General features: G+C 62.6%; 18 protein-coding genes. 8 read left to right on the forward strand and 10 right to left on the reverse strand.

Going from position 1 to position 15619, the window contains the following annotated elements:
- Positions 1-18: 18 nt before the first annotated feature.
- Genes M1D44_RS18180 through M1D44_RS18190 form a run of 3 tightly spaced genes read left to right on the forward strand, consistent with a single transcriptional unit; the run spans position 19 to position 3229 of the window.
- Entirely contained in the window at positions 19-1329 is a 1311-nt protein-coding gene (locus tag M1D44_RS18180) for an MFS transporter (protein ID WP_439004483.1), read from the forward strand.
- 50 nt (positions 1330-1379) lie between these two features.
- On the forward strand, positions 1380-2231 hold the full coding sequence (locus M1D44_RS18185; RefSeq protein ID WP_439004482.1) for a transketolase: 852 nt from the start codon (positions 1380-1382) through the stop codon (positions 2229-2231).
- Positions 2228-3229 (forward strand): transketolase family protein, encoded by a 1002-nt coding sequence (locus M1D44_RS18190; protein WP_461241624.1) that lies wholly within the window; start codon positions 2228-2230, stop codon positions 3227-3229. The genes M1D44_RS18185 and M1D44_RS18190 overlap by 4 nt, the downstream gene beginning before the upstream one ends.
- 377 nt (positions 3230-3606) lie before the next feature.
- Here M1D44_RS18190 and M1D44_RS18195 read toward each other — a convergent pair whose 3' ends face one another.
- Positions 3607-4524 carry an AraC family transcriptional regulator gene (locus M1D44_RS18195; RefSeq protein ID WP_439004687.1) on the reverse strand — a complete coding sequence of 306 codons (918 nt, stop codon included), beginning with the start codon at positions 4522-4524 and terminating at the stop codon, positions 3607-3609.
- A 184-nt stretch (positions 4525-4708) separates the two neighbouring features.
- On the opposite strand from M1D44_RS18195, the gene M1D44_RS18200 reads away from it, so the two are divergent.
- The 3 genes from M1D44_RS18200 (at position 4709) to M1D44_RS18210 (ending at position 7523) form a co-directional block, all read left to right on the forward strand.
- On the forward strand, positions 4709-5707 hold the full coding sequence (locus M1D44_RS18200; protein WP_439004686.1) for a zinc-binding dehydrogenase: 999 nt from the start codon (positions 4709-4711) through the stop codon (positions 5705-5707).
- 3 nt (positions 5708-5710) lie between these two features.
- On the forward strand, positions 5711-6340 hold the full coding sequence (locus tag M1D44_RS18205) for an MBL fold metallo-hydrolase (RefSeq protein WP_439004685.1): 630 nt from the start codon (positions 5711-5713) through the stop codon (positions 6338-6340).
- A 286-nt stretch (positions 6341-6626) separates the two neighbouring features.
- Positions 6627-7523, forward strand: a complete 897-nt coding sequence (locus tag M1D44_RS18210) for a LysR family transcriptional regulator (protein ID WP_439004684.1) — start codon at positions 6627-6629, stop codon at positions 7521-7523.
- A 7-nt stretch (positions 7524-7530) separates the two neighbouring features.
- On the opposite strand, the gene M1D44_RS18215 is transcribed toward M1D44_RS18210, so the two are convergent.
- The 9 genes from M1D44_RS18215 to M1D44_RS18255 form a co-directional block, all read right to left on the reverse strand.
- Entirely contained in the window at positions 7531-7947 is a 417-nt protein-coding gene (locus tag M1D44_RS18215; RefSeq protein ID WP_461241625.1) for an isochorismatase family protein, read from the reverse strand.
- Between the two features lie 502 nt (positions 7948-8449).
- A complete protein-coding gene (locus M1D44_RS18220) occupies positions 8450-8857 on the reverse strand; it encodes a DUF1330 domain-containing protein (RefSeq protein WP_439004682.1) in 408 nt (135 codons plus the stop codon).
- Positions 8858-8908: 51 nt separating this feature from the next.
- Positions 8909-9610, reverse strand: coding sequence for a carboxymuconolactone decarboxylase family protein (locus M1D44_RS18225; RefSeq protein WP_439004690.1), 702 nt, complete (start codon positions 9608-9610; stop codon positions 8909-8911).
- A 55-nt stretch (positions 9611-9665) separates the two neighbouring features.
- Positions 9666-10163, reverse strand: a complete 498-nt coding sequence (locus tag M1D44_RS18230; RefSeq protein WP_439004681.1) for a putative quinol monooxygenase — start codon at positions 10161-10163, stop codon at positions 9666-9668.
- Positions 10160-11140 (reverse strand): amidohydrolase family protein, encoded by a 981-nt coding sequence (locus M1D44_RS18235; RefSeq protein ID WP_439004680.1) that lies wholly within the window; start codon positions 11138-11140, stop codon positions 10160-10162. The genes M1D44_RS18230 and M1D44_RS18235 overlap by 4 nt, the downstream gene beginning before the upstream one ends.
- A gap of 1 nt (position 11141) precedes the next feature.
- Positions 11142-11831: a type 1 glutamine amidotransferase domain-containing protein gene (locus M1D44_RS18240; protein WP_439004679.1), complete on the reverse strand. Its 690-nt coding sequence runs from the start codon at positions 11829-11831 to the stop codon at positions 11142-11144.
- Positions 11828-12892 carry an NAD(P)-dependent alcohol dehydrogenase gene (locus M1D44_RS18245; RefSeq protein WP_439004678.1) on the reverse strand — a complete coding sequence of 355 codons (1065 nt, stop codon included), beginning with the start codon at positions 12890-12892 and terminating at the stop codon, positions 11828-11830. The genes M1D44_RS18240 and M1D44_RS18245 overlap by 4 nt, the downstream gene beginning before the upstream one ends.
- A gap of 20 nt (positions 12893-12912) precedes the next feature.
- Positions 12913-13212, reverse strand: coding sequence for a YciI family protein (locus tag M1D44_RS18250; protein ID WP_439004677.1), 300 nt, complete (start codon positions 13210-13212; stop codon positions 12913-12915).
- Positions 13213-13245: 33 nt separating this feature from the next.
- Positions 13246-13815 (reverse strand): flavodoxin family protein, encoded by a 570-nt coding sequence (locus tag M1D44_RS18255; protein WP_439004676.1) that lies wholly within the window; start codon positions 13813-13815, stop codon positions 13246-13248.
- Positions 13816-14032: 217 nt separating this feature from the next.
- Here M1D44_RS18255 and M1D44_RS18260 point away from each other — a divergent pair, with 217 nt between their 5' ends.
- Both M1D44_RS18260 and M1D44_RS18265 read left to right on the forward strand, forming a co-directional pair.
- Positions 14033-15043, forward strand: a complete 1011-nt coding sequence (locus M1D44_RS18260) for a LysR family transcriptional regulator (protein WP_439004675.1) — start codon at positions 14033-14035, stop codon at positions 15041-15043.
- A gap of 148 nt (positions 15044-15191) precedes the next feature.
- Entirely contained in the window at positions 15192-15560 is a 369-nt protein-coding gene (locus M1D44_RS18265) for an antibiotic biosynthesis monooxygenase family protein (protein ID WP_439004674.1), read from the forward strand.
- The last annotated feature ends 59 nt before the right edge of the window (positions 15561-15619 follow it).

Consider the following 15619-nt stretch of genomic DNA (forward strand, 5'->3'; position numbering starts at 1 on the left):
CACATGGTAGGAGACACCATGACCACGAAGCTTGCTTCGCCCCTGCCGGGCGATGAGTTGGCGCGCACCGATGCGGCCACGTTCGAGTCCCGCACCTACGCCAAGGTCGCGCGCCGGCTCATTCCGTTCCTGATGATCTGTTATCTGGGTGCCTACCTTGATCGCGTCAACGTGGGGTTCGCCAAGCTGCAGATGCTCAACGACCTGCGTTTCAGCGAGACGGTGTATGGCCTGGGAGCTGGCATCTTCTTTCTCGGCTACTTCCTGTTTGAAGTGCCGAGCAATGTGATCCTGCACAAGGTCGGCGCGCGCAACATGCTGACGTGGGCCGCCATCTCGGCAGGCTTTGCCTTCGTGAGCACGCCGACGTCGTTCTACGTGCTGCGCTTTCTGCTCGGGGTGGCCGAAGCCGGTTTCGCACCCGGCGTCATCCTGTACATGACGTACTGGTTTCCGTCACAGCGCCGGGCCAAGGCACTGTCGATGTTCTTCATGGCCATTCCACTGGCTGGCATCGTCGGGGGGCCGCTGTCTGGCTACATCCTGCACACCTTTCACGATGTGGCGGGGTTGGCTGGGTGGAAGTGGCTGTTTCTGATCGAGGCTTTGCCGTCGCTGCTGCTGGGCGTGGCCATCCTGCTCTATCTGGACAACGGCATCGCCCAGGCCAAGTGGCTGACCGACGCAGAAAAGGCGCTGCTTGAGCGCAACGTCGCCGGTGACAACGCGCAGAAGACCGCGCATGGGTCGGTGGGCGCCTTCATCGCAGACCGCCGCCTGTGGCTGCTGGCCGCCATCTACTTCTGCGTGGTGCTGGGGCAATACGGGCTGACGTTCTGGCTGCCGACCCTGATCCGCAAGGCTGGCGTGGCCGATCCGCTGTGGGTGGGCGTGTTCACCGCGGTGCCGTACATCTGCGCCATCGTCGCGCTGCCCCTGGTCGGCATGAGCGCAGACCGCCGCCGCGAGCGCCGCCTGCATCTTGCCGTGCCGATGCTGGTGGCTGCCGCCGGGTTCGCTGCGCTGCCGTTAATTGGCAACGTGGGCGCAGCACTGGTGTGCCTGAGCATTGCTGCCGCCGGGATCCTGTCTTCGTCGTCGCAGTTCTGGTCGTTGCCCACGGCCATGCTGGGCGGCATGTCGGCCGCTGCGGGCATCGCTGCGGTCAACTGCTTCGCCAATCTTGCCGGATTCTTCTCGCCGGCCATCGTCGGGTGGCTTAACGACCTGACGGGTAAATCAACGGCTGGGCTGATCTTCATTTCCTCGGCCATCGTGCTTGGCGCTGTGCTGGTGTTCTTCGTGCCGGCCAAGGTCGTCAACCGTTGAGTCGGTGACTGTCTCTGCCTCGTGCTTCCCGCTTCATCACAGGAACCATCATGACTTCCACATCATTGCCCCCAACTGACGCCGTGCCCCTGGCCGAGCGCGCTTACCGAATCCGCCGCAACGCCCTGCTGATGGGCGAAGTGCAGGGCCAGGGCTATATCGGGCAGGCGCTCGACATCGCCGACGTGCTGGCCGTCGCTTACTTCGGCGCCATGCGCTATCGGCCAGAAGACCCCGACTGGGAAGGCCGCGACCGCTTCCTGCTCTCCAACGGCCACTATGCGATCGCGCTCTACGCCGCATTGCTCGAAGCCGGAATCCTGCCCGCCGAGGAACTGGAGACGTACGGCAGTGACGACAGCCGCCTGCCAATGTCCGGCATGGCCAGCTATACGCCCGGTATGGAGATGTCCGGCGGCTCGCTCGGCCAGGGGCTCACGATTGCCGTCGGCCGCTGCCTCGGGCTCAAACGCAAGGGCTCCGACGCGTTTGTCTACACGCTGTTCTCAGATGGCGAGCTGGATGAAGGCGCCGTATGGGAAGGCCTGCTGTCGGCCGCGCACTGGAAGCTGGACAACCTCATCGCCGTGGTTGACGTGAACAACCAGCAGGCCGACGGCCCATCGACGCAGATCATGGCGTTCGAGCCCCTGTTGCCCAAGCTGGAGGCGTTTGGCTGGTTCACGCAGCGCGTGGACGGCAACGACATCGATGCAGTTAAGGTGGCGTTCGATGCTGCACGCACGCACAAGGGTGCTCAGCCGCGCATGATCATCTGCGATACCCGCATGGGTTGCGGTGTTCCGTTCCTGGAGCAGCGCGAAAAGAATCACTTCATCCGCGTTGACGCGCACGAATGGCAGCTCGCGCTGCAAGCACTGGAAGCCGGGAGGACCGCATGAGCAGCACCGTCATCAACAAGCCCAAGCTGAAGACCTCGGCCATGATCGCCTCCATTGCGGGCGAGGGCCAGGCGACACGCCCGGCGCCGTTCGGCCATGCGCTGGCCGAGCTGGCACGCGTGAAGCAGAACGTCGTCGGCATGACGGCAGACCTGGGCAAGTACACCGATCTGCACATCTTCGCGAAGGAATTTCCGGACCGTTATTACCAGATGGGCATGGCCGAGCAGCTACTCATGGGTGCCGCCGCCGGGCTGGCCAACGAAGGCGCCCAGCCGTTTGTGACGACCTACGCTGTCTTCGCGACGCGTCGTGCATACGACTTCATGCATCAGACGATTGCTGAAGACAATCTCGACGTGAAGATTGTCTGCGCGCTGCCAGGCCTGACGACGGGCTATGGCCCCAGCCACCAGGCCGCCGAAGATCTCGCACTGATGCGTGCCATGCCGAACATGACCGTCATCGATCCGTGCGACGCGCTGGAGATCGAGCAGATGGTGCCGGCTATTGCCGCCCATGCCGGCCCCGTCTATGCGCGCCTGCTGCGCGGCAACGTGCCCGTGGTGCTCGACGAATACGGCTATCAGTTCGAGCTGGGCAAGGCCAAGCTGCTGCGCGACGGCGCCGAAGTGCTCGTCATTTCGTCGGGCATCATGACGATGCGTGCGCTGGAAGTGGCCAAGGCGCTGCAGGGCGACGGCATTGGCGTGGGCGTGCTGCACGTACCGACGATCAAACCGCTCGATACCGAGACGATCCTACGTGAGGCACGGCGCTCTGGCCGGCTCGTGGTGGTAGCAGAGAACCACACCGTGATCGGCGGCTTGGGCGAAGCGGTTGCCGGCACGTTGATGCGGGCTGGCGTGAGTGTGCCGTTCCGCCAAGTCGGGCTGCCGGACGCATTTCTCGATGCCGGTGCACTTCCCACCCTGCATGATCGCTATGGGATTTCCACGAACGTCATGGCATCGACCATTCGCGGTTGGATAGGCTAAAAGCGCGGTGAGCGTGCGGTATAGCAGGCACTAAGGAAAGGCTTCTCTGGGACTCTACGCCGCGGCTAATCCTGGAGAAACCGAGGCGTTCATCCGCGCGGACACACCGGTGCGATGCCCACGTGCATCACACTGACGGCCGCTCGGCGGATGTAACGCCGGCACGCGAACGTGCTCTCTTGCGGATTTGCAAATAAGAGTTCTGTAGATACCCCAGGGACTCGACACAGTCCCATAGCTGAAGCCTCACGCATGACCAGGCTCGCTTCCGTCGCCAGCGGCTCAGTGAAGCGATCGCTTTGCACCTATCCATTCAGTCTCTTCGTCAAAAACGCGACGAAGGAGCGGATGCGTGACGAGAGCTGATGCCGTTACGACTAACGGACCGGGGCCGCTGCGTGCGGCACCAGTTCGGTTACATCGCGGTGCGGTGGCGTGCCGAACTGCCTCGCATATTCCCGGTTGAATTGGGAGGGACTTTCATAGCCCACCTCGTAGGCAACTGTCGACGCATTCAAGCCCTTGACCAACATCAACCTTCGAGCCTCGGTCAGCCGCAGCCACTTCTGGAACTGCAGCGGACTCATCGATGTGAGGCGCTTGAAGTGGTGGTGGAAGCGGGACACGCTCATGCCCACTCGGGCGGCGAGTTCAACGATGCGCAGGGGCTCACGAAAATGGTTTTTTAGCCAGTCGATGGCCAGCGCGATGCTCTGGTTCTGATCGGCAATGGAAGCCATCTGCCACACGTGGCTCTTAACGTCGCTGCAAAGTAAGCGATAAAAGATCTCGCGCTGTAGCAGTGGAGCAAGGACCGGCAATAACTCGGGCTCGTCCAACAGCCCGACCAGTCGATCCAACGCAGACAGTAGCCCTGCTGTCGTCTTGCCCAACACGATGCCCGGACCGTTGGCCGTCCGCTCTCGAGGATGCTGCAGGCCGGTCTCCACGACTATGTCACTGATCGCACGCGTGTCGAGTCGTAACACCACGCTTAGGAACGGCAAGTCGAGCGACGCCTGCGCCACATTCATCGCCACTGGCAAGTCCAACGACGTGAGCAAAAAGCGATGCCTGTCGTACGCGTAGACCTCGGAGCCCAGCCACGTTTGCTTCACGCCCTGAACCGGCACCGCGATGGCGGGTTCCATCAGGCAATCGAAGGGCGAATCAGCGTGTGTGTGCCGGTGCAACGTCAGGCCTGCAATCGCAGGCCTGTACTGCTCGGCGTCGCCAGTCCAACGCGCGATTCGCGCTGCCAAGCGGCGTCGATTTGTCTCGAAGTCGTCGTCCATGGGCCCAACTCTAAGCGTACGCTCCGGCTCCATCAACAAGGTTGGTCTGATGCCAGGAGGATTAGGCAATTTTTCGGGAGCATCCACCTTCCGCGACCGATGGCGTCGGGCCAAACTGCATTACATGCACGACGGGTGTCGTGCCAAGCGTGATCGCCGTTCTGAATGCTGCAAAGGAATTCTGATGAAAGCCCATGTGTACCGCCGAAATGGCGAACCGACCGAAGTGCTTCGTCTCGAAGACATCGCCGTCCCGCCGCAACCCGGTCCCAATGAAGTCACAGTCCGCATCACCAAGCGCATGGTGCATCCGATCGACGACTTGATGGTGCGCGGCTACATTCCCTCGCCGATCCCTGCCGAGGGAATTGTCCCCGGCGGCGACGGTGTCGGTGTCGTTGAACAGGTGGGTGCGGACGTCGATCCCGCCACCGGCATCAAGGCGGGTCAGCGAGTGATGCTCTTCCCGGCGCAGGGTACGTGGTCGGAGCGCGTGGTCGCACCCGCCATGGCCGTCATTCCGGTCCCGGATGATGTCAGCGATGCGATCGCGTGCCAGATTGCCATCAATGGCATCACCGCGATCGTGCTCATGCGTGCGGCACTGGCTGCCTCCGGCGGCGCGCCGTTGCTAGTCACGGCCGCCGGCTCCGGTGTCGGCCGCAACCTGATCGCGCTGGCACAGATGCGCGGTGCCAAGGCCATCGCGCTGGTGCGCAGCGATGCGGGTGCAGCGATCCTGGCGCCCAGCGTTCCCGGCGTTTCCGTCGTCAGCTCGGAGCACGACGGATGGGCAGCCAAGGTGACCGCCGCAGGCGGGCAGGCCCCGGCCGTGGCGATCGATCCGATCGGCGGGGAGATGAGCGCCCAGCTCCTGAACGTGCTCGCCGATGGTGGCACCTTACTGACATATGGTGGCCTCGACCCGCGCCCTTCGACGATCTCTACGATCTCCGTGACGTTTCGGCAACAGACGTTGAGGGGTCTGAACGCCTATGGCTGGCTTGCGAGCACGCCGGCGCAACGTGCGTCCGACATCGTCGACCTGTTCGAACTGGCGCGCCGAGCACCGCAGAACTTTGCTGAATACCGCGAGTTCGCTTTCACGCAAGCGACTGAAGCGCTTGCTGCGGCCCACGCGACGCCGCGACGCGGGGCGACGATCTTGACCTCGGGAACTTGAATCATGCAGCAGCTCTTCCCTGACCTCTGGCAGACGCAAACAGAACACCCGTTCCAAGGCGTCACCTCGCACGCCTATCTGCTGACGCGGCCGGAAGGCAACATCCTGTTTTACGGCACCGGTGTCTTGGAGGAGCTGCAGCCGATCAAGGATCTGGGCGGGATCGTCCGCCAGTACCTGTCCCACCGGGACGAGGCCGGGCCGGCACTGGCAACGATCAAGCAGACGTTCGGGTCGGCCCTGTGCTGCCACAAGCTGGAGGTCGAGGCCATCAAGTCGTACTGCCCAATCGACGTGACCTTCGACGCGCGCGAGACGCACCTGGGCAACATCGAGGTCATTCCGACGCCTGGGCACACCTCGGGCAGCACCTGCTTCATGTACCGCTCGCCGCACGGCAAGACCTATCTCTTCACCGGTGATTCGCTCTTCCCCAAGGGGCAGTCTTGGGGAACGCTGATCTGGCCCTTCTCGGGAGGACGAAAATCCAGTCTCAGAGCCAGTCTTGGCCTGTTGCGCGAACTCGATCCCGACGTGGTGATTGCCAGCGCATGCCAGGGGCCAACGCCCGTCCCGATGACCTTCGCGGATCAATGGCACGCCATCGTGGACGGGGCTATTGAACGGCTATAGCCATACGGCCGCCTGGATCCGATGGTATTTGGTACCGTCGCGAATTTCGTTGACGATACCAATCATGCGGGTCGACCACTCAGGGGCCCCGGATAAGGTAGGTCACGATGGCAGAGCACGAGACTTGGATGGCTAAGGGAGTGCTGCGCACGCTCGCACCTTCATTGACAAGCCGCAGCAAGTTGCGAATCTTGCGTATGATGATTCTCCGATTAACCGTGATGAGTCTGCCGCATCGCGAGTAAGCACATTCTTCCTGGAGAGCCGACACAGAAGCCGATAGCACATGAGGCCAGAGAACTTCAACGACTTGTACGCCTTCCTTGTCGTCGCGCGGGAAAGCAGCTTTACGAAGGCCGCAAATGAGATGGGGATGACATCGTCAGCCCTTAGCCAAAGGATCTCGGCGCTTGAGGCAAGACTTGGCGTCCGCCTGCTTTCTCGAACCACTCGCAGCGTCGCGCCGACTACAGCAGGCGAACGGTTGCTGCAGAAGCTCTCCTCAGGCTTCGGTTCCATCGAGAACGAACTGGAAGCGCTCCAGGAACTCCGTGACCGGCCTGCGGGCGCCGTCCGCCTTACTACCGTGGGCCACGCTGCCGAGACTGTCCTCTGGCCCAAGCTCCTGCCTTTGATCAAGGCATACCCGGAGATTCAGGTCGAGATCTCGGTAGACTACCGCCTGGTCGACATTGTGGCTGAGCGCTTCGACGCCGGCGTGCGGCTTGGCGGACTCATCGACAAGGATATGGTTGCGATCCGGATTAGCCCGGACAAGCGAATGGCGGTTGTCGCAACGACCGACTACTTCTGCGATCACGAGGTTCCGAGGCACCCTTCTGAACTCGGCTCGCATACCTGCATCAACCTTCGACTTCCTTCTACGGGAGCCTTGCTGCCGTGGTCTTTCGAACGAGACGGTGTAGTGCTCAGCGTGCCAGTGGCGGGCCAATACATATTCAACGGCAGCGGCCTCGTGCTTCAGGCAGTGCTCAGCGGCGCTGGCATCGGGTGTGTGCCTGAGGACATCGCAGAAGAGCACGTTCGCGCTGGGCACCTCGTGCGGATTCTTGAGGACTGGTGCAAGCCGCTCGATGGGTACTACCTCTACTATCCAAGCCGCCGGCAACCCAGCCGCGCCTTCCAACTGCTGGTCGACGCGCTAAAGCACCGGACGCCGTAGTGCCTGGCTACTTCTGGCCCGAAAGCGCCTTGAAGACCTCGGCGTCCCGTCCCTTGGAGATGTTTGGCGCCAGCCGCATGAGCAGGCTGCGTACCGAGGTGACCACTCCGCCAGCGAGCTCGATCTGTCGGATGGCTGCAGCTTCCGTGCGGGCCGAGCGGCTTCCAACGGCATCCATGGGCACATGTACCTTGTAACCGGCGGCCAGTGCATCGAGAGCTGTCAGGAGGACAACCGTCTCCACTGTGAAGCCCGAGACAATGAGCGTTGGCCGAGCGTTGTCCTTCAATCTCTGGACGAAGCTGGCGTCCATGAATGGATTCGTGAAGATACGTGAGAATGTGTTGTCCTCGTTCGCATAGTCGGCGAACTCAGGGATCACACGTCCTGCTTTGCCTCCAACCGGAACGACGCAGAATGTCATGGGGATTCCCAGCTTTGAGGCAGCGGTGGCCAGAACGCCCGCGGATGAGGAGAGTGACGTCGGACTTACGGTCTCTGAACTCGCTACCAACTCAGGCACCAGATCAGCGAACACCATCTGGACTTCCCCAACCTGCGGACGCGCTGCGAGCAGGAAAACGGAGGCAGATGGACTTGACGACCCAACTTGGTCACTCTGCGGGCTCGCAATAGCTCTGGCTCCGCCAGCGGCAAGGGCGAGCGCCCCGATGCCCGTTGTTAGGCAAAGGCGCCTGCCTTGACTTTCGACGAGGGCAGTTTGGTTATTCATGACTTTGTCCGTGGCAAAAGCTTGACCATAGTCTCTCGTGTCCCGGCGTAAAAGGCACCGCCAACGGATGGCCCTGTAAGCTGTGCTAAACAGTCGGTCGGCTGACGTGGGGGGCAGCCGTATTCCGCGCTATACGTTGATTTCCCGTCTGGCCAAGCGGCAGGCATTTCAGAGAGCTGCGCCGTTCAACGCGTCAGCCGTTGACTGCGGGAACGCCTTCCATGATGTAGACGCGCGACTTCCCCGCGCGCTGGCGAATCGGTTTGAGCGCCTCGTAAGCCGGCGATCGATACCACGCCTGCGCGCGCTCCAGACTATCGAACTCGATGATGACGACCACGCCTTTGGGAGCCGGCCCCTCCAACGCCTCCAATGTGCCCCCGCGGGCAATGAAACGGCCACCGAACGGTTTCAGCGTGGATTCCACACGCTCGCTATACGGCCTGATGGCCCCTGGCACAGTCGGCTCAAACTCGGCAACGTAGTAGGCGCGAGGCATGTCTGGCTTCTCGGCCCGCGTTTGGCCGTGCAATGGCGCGGCAAGCAGAATGGCCAGCGCACCGAGCGTACGTACGCCCACAGGAATGGCTAGGGATCTCACCGTCGGTTCTCCGTGTCGGTTGGCGATGTGCCGGGCGCATCAACAACGACCTTACTGTGGCAAATGCGCCTGTAGCGCGGCTTGCGCGCGCTGGCTGGCATCGGCGCTGACCGTGTCCGCGAGGATCTGTGCTACGTGCCGCAACTGCCGGGCGGAGACGCCTACATTCATGCTTAGGCGCATGTGGGCCTGCAATTGGGGCTCCACGCCTGACATGGCTGCCAGTGCGGCGACCGTGGCGATCTCACGATCTTTCCAGTCGAGGTTGTCGCGGGCAAAGATGTCGCCGAACAGATGGGTTTTCAAATACTGGTCGATGGCCGGGGCAAAGTCGAACAAGGCACCTTTGACTGGCGCGCCGGCGAGCTTGGTCTGGTTGGCGGTGCCAGCGGCCAGAAGAGCCGCGCCCTGGGGGACCGGGCCAGCGTCCCGGCCGGGAGCATCTTCGATGCCCCGGTCCTTGCGGGTCTGAAGCACACGCATGAGCTCGGAGAGCGCATTGAGGCTGCGCGGGAACCCCGCGTAGGCGTACATCTGCACCAGAATTTCCTTGCAGTCGCTCACAGTCAAGCCGGCATCCAGCCCACGGATCAAGGCAGCATTCAGGCCGGGCATATTGCCAATGGCGGCGTGAGCCGCGATCGGGACGATGGCCTGTTGTCTAGGCTGCAGGGCGGTTGCGTTGGTTCCGGTCGTCATGGGGATGAGGGGATCGTCGGGGGGATGAGGGAGCGTTGCTGCATCAGCGCCCATGCTCTTCACGCCGAGCGCTAGTGCCAATGTCAGGATGCTGGTATGCGCCACGTTGTCACTCGCCAGGTGGCTGCCAGTACGCCTTCGCGCCGAGTACAACAGGATCGACGTCCAGGAAGGTGCGAGAGGTCACCATGATCTGTGTGGCTTCGAAGAACGCGCGGAAATGCGGCGTCTCTCGGTGCGCGGCGTACGTCGCCTCGTCCTTGTACATTTCGAAGACGAGAAACCGGTTCGGGTGCGCCTTCATCGCGACCGCGTAGAGGGTATAGACGCCCGGTTCCAGGCGCACGGAAGCGGACACGCTCCGTTCAAGCACGGTTTTGAATTCGGTCAAACGCTGCGGATCGACTTCGAGCTGCGCGATGCGCACGTACGGCGCGCCGGCGCTTTGGGGGTGGTCAGTCGCGGTCCAAAGACCCGGATTTTGCATGGCGGCGTCTCCCGAGTGTGGGTGGGGTGTCTGTGCGGCGGCGATCTGCATGGCAGAGCACCCCAGCAAGATCAAAGCGGCGCGCAGCCATGCGCCAGCGACGGACAATACCGGCTTCAAGGCTGGCCTCGTTGTGTGAGTTTGTCCCAGTTGGCATACGCAAATTTCCGCTTGTCTTCGTCGCCAAGCGGCAGCGTTTCGACAAAGCGCCGAGCATCCGCACCGGGGCGGTACTGGTATGGGAAATCGGTCGAAAACAGAATCCGGTCGGGGCCCACCAGTTCGATCGCCTGGCGCAGGTACGCCGTGCTGAACATGCCGCTGGCGGTTAGGTAGAGGTGGTCGCGGACGTATTCGACAAATGGGCGGTTCACTGTCGATACCCGATCGAGCATGGTCAGGCGCTCCAGATAGAACATCACGAGTTCGCCCCAATGGCCGAGGATCACCTGAAGACCCGGATGCCGGTCGAACACACCGGAGACAACCATGCGCACGAACTGCATGCCCGCTTCGTAGTGCCACCCGATACCGAAGGTCGATAGGGCGAGATCTATAGGCGCGCCGAGGCCAGCGTAGTAAGCGTCGCGTACGCCGGCTTGCGGAATCTGCGGATGAATCAGCAATGGCAGGCCGAGTGCTGCCGCGCAGGCAAACATCGGTTCGAACATCGCGTGGTCGAGGTTCTTCTCACCGACACGGCCGTAGACGATGGCACCCTTGCAACCGAGTTGTTCGACGCAGCGCTGCAACTCTTGCGCAGTGTCTTCGCCGTCGGCAAACGGCAAGACGGCCAGAGCCTGAAAGCGCGAAGGATTGGCCGTAACAGTCTCCGCCAGGAGATCGTTCACGCGTCGCGCTAGCTCGATGCCGTGATGCCCGAGATTGTTCAGCCCCGGCGTGGTGAGCGAGAGCACTTGCACGTCGACGCCGGTTTCGTCCATCAGCGCCAACCGCTGCTCGGCCAGGTCGGCCAGCCGTTCGCCAATCTGGCCAGCATTCAGGGCGAGCGTGCCATCGTCGCCACCGGGAAGCGTGCTCCACGCCTTCCGTACGGCTTCGGGCAACACATGTTCTTCGATGGCGGTGATTTTCATGTCAGGCCGTGCCTGTCAGTTGCTTGACCAGCGCCTCACCAACGCCGTGCGCCGATGCGGGGTTCTGCCCGGTGATCAAGCGGCCGTCCACGACCACGTTGGCCGTCCAGTTGGGGGCGGGCTGATGCAGCGCGCCGCGCTGCTTGAGTGTCGTCGCCAGCAGGTAGGGCACGACGTGGGTGTACTTGACCTCGGCTTCTTCCTCGTCAGTAAACGCGGCGACCTTCTTGCCCGCAACGAGATGGCCGCCGTCCGAAAGCGTCGCATTCACGAGCGCGGCGGGGCCATGGCAGACGGCCGACACGATGCCGCCCGCTTCGTAGATGGTGCGAATGACGTGCTGCACAGCGGCGCTATCGGCAAAGTCCCACATGGTGCCGTGGCCGCCTGCGAAGAACACGGCCGAGTAGCGCGATGGGTCCACCTCGCTGAGCACGAGCGAATGCGCGAGCGCCTCCCGGAACGTGGCGTCATGCCAGAAACGATCGTTGACCGGATCGCTGAGATCGAAGAAGTCGATCGGAGGGTGTCCGCCACGGATCGATGCGATTTCGGTTGCAATGCCGGCCTCGCGAAAGACTTCCAGCGGGTGCGTCAGCTCAACCATGGCAAAGCCGGTGGGCTCACCACTGTCGCCGCGGATCGGGTGGCTGGTGACAACGCACAGAATGGGCTTGATGGTCGCGCTCATGCAGCGGCTCCTGAATGTTTGAGAGAGGCCATGTCGATTACGAAGCGATATTTCACGTCACTCTTCAGCAGGCGCTCATACGCTTCGTCGATCTGTTGGATGGCAATGACTTCAACGTCGGAGACGATGCCGTGCTGCCCGCAGAAGTCGAGCATCTGTTGGGTTTCCGGCACGCCGCCAATGAAGGAGCCGGAGATGGCACGGCGGCCACGCACAACGCCTCCGGCATTCACCGGTGTGCCGAGCGGGCCCAGGTAGCCCACCAGCACGAGCACGCCTTCGAGCGCCAGCGTCGGCATATAGGGGTTGACGTCGTGGTCGTAGGGCACTGTGTCGATGATCACGTCGAACCGGTTTGCCACGGCGGCCATCTGGGGGGGATCGGTCGATAGCACGACGTGATCGGCGCCAAGCCGGAAGGCGTCCTCTTCCTTGCCCGGCGAACGCGTGAACAGCGACACATCGGCGCCGAGCGCCTTGGCGAGCTTCAACGCCATGTGACCCAGCCCGCCCAGACCGATCACCGCAACCTTGCTGCCTAGGCCCACATTCCAGCGATGCAGGGGCGACCATGTGGTGATGCCGGCGCACAGGAGCGGCGCCGCACCGGTCGGGTCCAGTCCATTCGGAACAGAGAGCACAAACTTGTCGCGGACGACGATCGAATCCGAATAGCCGCCAAAGGTGACGGAACCGTCATGCCGGTCGATGCCGTTGTAGGTGAAGGTGGGGCCCTCTGCGCAGTCCTGCTCCCAGCCTTTCAGGCAAGGCTGGCAATGCTGGCACGAATCCACCATGCAGCCGACGCCAACCATGTCTCCGGCCTTGAAGCGGGTCACCTCGCTACCCACCTGCCGGACCCTGCCGATGATCTCGTGGCCCGGTACGATTGGATACGTTGTGAAGCCGCCGTGGTTTCGCGCCAGGTGCAGATCGGTATGGCACACCCCGCAGAACAGGATGTCGATAACAACATCATCCGCGCGGGGCGCTCGGCGCTCGAAGGCGAAGGGCGCGAGCCCGCTGGTGGCCGATGATGCAGCGTAGCCTGAAACGTTCATGGGGGGCTCCGAAGAAAAGGTCAGGAATTGCCCGGTGCGAAGAGCAGTTGCCAGCCCGTGAAGGGGCCGAGCGGGATCACGTCCCAGCCGATGAGGCCGGCCTTGGCGAGCGGAAATTCATTCAGCGCGGCGCGTACGGCTTCAACCGAGTCGGCCTCGGCAATCAGGGCAACGCCCGGGCGGTCCTGACGGAAGTAGAAGTCGCGCACGATGCCGCCGGTGTACAGCTTCCAGGCATGGCGGGTTTCGTCGTGCATGTGCGGTTGGTATTGCTCCAGGGTGGCGCCGGGTTGCGGAATGTCGAGGCAGAGGAATTTCATGGGAAGAGGTTCCTGTGGATATGCGAATTGGTATCAGGCCGGCTGTAGCCGGCGCAGCGTCTCGGCCACGCGCTGCCCGAGGTAGGCGGCGGTGTTGAGATCGCTCTGGATGGGGGTGTCGTCGGGACCCTGGTCGCCATTGGATTGCGCCATCGCGCCGAGCCAACTTCCCAGGCGGTTGAGGTCATGCACCGTGCCCCGGCTGCTGTCGTTGCCAGGCTTCAGGTCCAGCCCCACCCACAACATGCCGTGCTGTGCAGCAAACAGCGCCATTGAGATCAGCGAGTGCAGCTTGTCACCGTTCTGCGCCCCCGAATTGGTGAAGCCGGCTGCGACCTTGTTGCGCCACTTCATGTCGATCCAGGCGCGCTTGGTCGAGTCTTCGCAGAACTGCTTGAAGCGCGCGCTGGGGGCGCCGTTGTAGGTGGGCGCGCCAAAGATGATGGCGTCGCTTGCTTCTAGCGTGTCCCAGGGGATATTGCTTTCCGCGACGGGGATCAACTGCGCCACGGCGCCAGTGACACGGCGCACACCATCCGCCACGCTGTTGGCTTGCCGCGCGGTGTGGCCGTAGCCGCTGTCATACACGATCGAAATCTGCATCGGCATGTTGTTGAGGACGAAGAGGACATGAAGAGAGGCGCCTGCAGGTGCCCCGCTTCGGGTGGTGAGACGATGCTACTGTGGAGGGGCATGCTCTAGTGGCGACGGTTTTTCCCACCTTTGTAGAACTGAGTGCTACCAAACGAGCGCTTTGAACGGTTATGGTTGGCACGCGTATGCCAAAGGCGCGCATGCAATCTTTGAAGGGGGTGTGGTCATGAAAACCGACATGCGCGGCCGGCTGGACGGCGTTGCCGTCTTCGTGGAAGCGGTGGAGGCTGGCGGTTTTGCGCGTGCTGCCGAACGGCTTGCACTTTCACGCTCGGCGGTGGGCAAAGCGATTGCCCGGTTGGAGACGCGCCTTGGCGTGCGGCTTTTCCACCGCACGACCCGCACCCAAAACCTGACCGAGGACGGCCAGATCTACTACGAGCGTTGCTTGCGCGCCATCGAGGAGTTGCGCGCGGCCGAATCATTACTTGACTCCGGCAAGCAGGAAGTGGCCGGGCGTCTGCGCGTGACGATGCCGGTGCTGTTCGGCCGCTACTGTGTTGCGCCGATCCTGCTCGAGTTTGCCCGTCAGCATCCCAAGCTGGAGCTGGAACTGAGCTTCAGCGACAGGCCCGTCGACATGATCGCCGAAGGTTTTGATCTGGGCATCCGCAACGGCGCGCTGGGCGAGGCCACGGGATTGTGTGCACGCCCGCTCGCCACCCAGCCAAAAGTCTTGTGCGCGGCGCCCGCCTACCTCGAGAAGCGTGGCCAGCCGGACACGATTGAGGCGCTGGCCAACCACGACGTGCTGATTCACTGGCGCACCGGCCACCCGTATCCGTGGCTGCTGCCCGATACCGATGGCCGCCTGACTGAAGTTCGGCTTGCCTCGCGGTTGCGGTTCGATGACCTGGAGGTCACCGCCGACGCGGCGGTAGCCGCCATGGGCATCACGTGGCTGCCGCATTGGCTGGTGTGCCATCGCATTGACGCGGGCGCACTGACAGTGCTGTGGGAGGATCGACCGGCCGCGTCCATGGACACTCATGCCATTTGGCCGGCAACGGATTACATGCCGCTGCGCGTACGCCTGTCCATCGACACCCTGGTGGAGAACCTGCCGCACGCAAAGGGTGTGCAAGCGCCCATCGTGCATCCGGGTTGGCAGGCGCAACAACGTGTCACGGCAGGTCCAGCATTATCCTCAGGACGGGGGAGGCGCCGTACCCGTTGAGATGGGTAAGTTCAGGGCACGCTTGCTCGCTGCACTCATGCGCGAATGATGGTGACAGAAACTGTCCTCACGGGTAGTTAGAGTGGGCTCCACCACGCTGGGAGCGTCGAAGGGCGCCTCGCGTGATGATCTCGATGAGGAATTGAACATGCCCACATTTGAACCGCTTGATCCTGATTTTCCGGTTGCCCGGCAGGTGGAAATCGACGCAGGCCCTATTGTTATGGTCAACCTATGCACGATGGCGCCCGAGGATGAGGACGCATTTCTGGCTGCGTGGACCAGTGATGCCCGTTTCATGAAGCTTCAGCCCGGCTTCATTTCCACGCAGCTGCACCGCGCCCTCGGCGCCAACCCGACGTATTTCAATTACGCGGTTTTCGACAGCGTGGCAGCGTGGCGCGACGCCTTCAACCATCCCGAATTCCGCGAGCGCCTCCGAGCGCATCCTGCCTCTGTGATCGCGCGGCCGCACCTGTTTGAAAAGGTCGCCGTGCCAGACCTTTGCACGGCGTAACGCTCGGGGGGGCGACACGTATGCAACGTATTCAATACAACAGATACGGCGGGCCGGAA

It is taken from the genome of Ralstonia sp. SA306, from assembly GCF_054792405.1.

Coding starts and splice junctions, on each gene's coding strand:
- M1D44_RS18180 (WP_439004483.1), top strand. CDS start 19: ATGACCACGAAGCTTGCTTCGCCCCTGCCGGGCGATGAGTTGGCGCGC.
- M1D44_RS18185 (WP_439004482.1), top strand. CDS start 1,380: ATGACTTCCACATCATTGCCCCCAACTGACGCCGTGCCCCTGGCCGAG.
- M1D44_RS18190 (WP_461241624.1), top strand. CDS start 2,228: ATGAGCAGCACCGTCATCAACAAGCCCAAGCTGAAGACCTCGGCCATG.
- M1D44_RS18195 (WP_439004687.1), bottom strand. CDS start 4,524: ATGGACGACGACTTCGAGACAAATCGACGCCGCTTGGCAGCGCGAATC.
- M1D44_RS18200 (WP_439004686.1), top strand. CDS start 4,709: ATGAAAGCCCATGTGTACCGCCGAAATGGCGAACCGACCGAAGTGCTT.
- M1D44_RS18205 (WP_439004685.1), top strand. CDS start 5,711: ATGCAGCAGCTCTTCCCTGACCTCTGGCAGACGCAAACAGAACACCCG.
- M1D44_RS18210 (WP_439004684.1), top strand. CDS start 6,627: ATGAGGCCAGAGAACTTCAACGACTTGTACGCCTTCCTTGTCGTCGCG.
- M1D44_RS18215 (WP_461241625.1), bottom strand. CDS start 7,947: ATGACATTCTGCGTCGTTCCGGTTGGAGGCAAAGCAGGACGTGTGATC.
- M1D44_RS18225 (WP_439004690.1), bottom strand. CDS start 9,610: ATGGGCGCTGATGCAGCAACGCTCCCTCATCCCCCCGACGATCCCCTC.
- M1D44_RS18235 (WP_439004680.1), bottom strand. CDS start 11,140: ATGAAAATCACCGCCATCGAAGAACATGTGTTGCCCGAAGCCGTACGG.
- M1D44_RS18240 (WP_439004679.1), bottom strand. CDS start 11,831: ATGAGCGCGACCATCAAGCCCATTCTGTGCGTTGTCACCAGCCACCCG.
- M1D44_RS18245 (WP_439004678.1), bottom strand. CDS start 12,892: ATGAACGTTTCAGGCTACGCTGCATCATCGGCCACCAGCGGGCTCGCG.
- M1D44_RS18250 (WP_439004677.1), bottom strand. CDS start 13,212: ATGAAATTCCTCTGCCTCGACATTCCGCAACCCGGCGCCACCCTGGAG.
- M1D44_RS18255 (WP_439004676.1), bottom strand. CDS start 13,815: ATGCAGATTTCGATCGTGTATGACAGCGGCTACGGCCACACCGCGCGG.
- M1D44_RS18260 (WP_439004675.1), top strand. CDS start 14,033: ATGAAAACCGACATGCGCGGCCGGCTGGACGGCGTTGCCGTCTTCGTG.
- M1D44_RS18265 (WP_439004674.1), top strand. CDS start 15,192: ATGCCCACATTTGAACCGCTTGATCCTGATTTTCCGGTTGCCCGGCAG.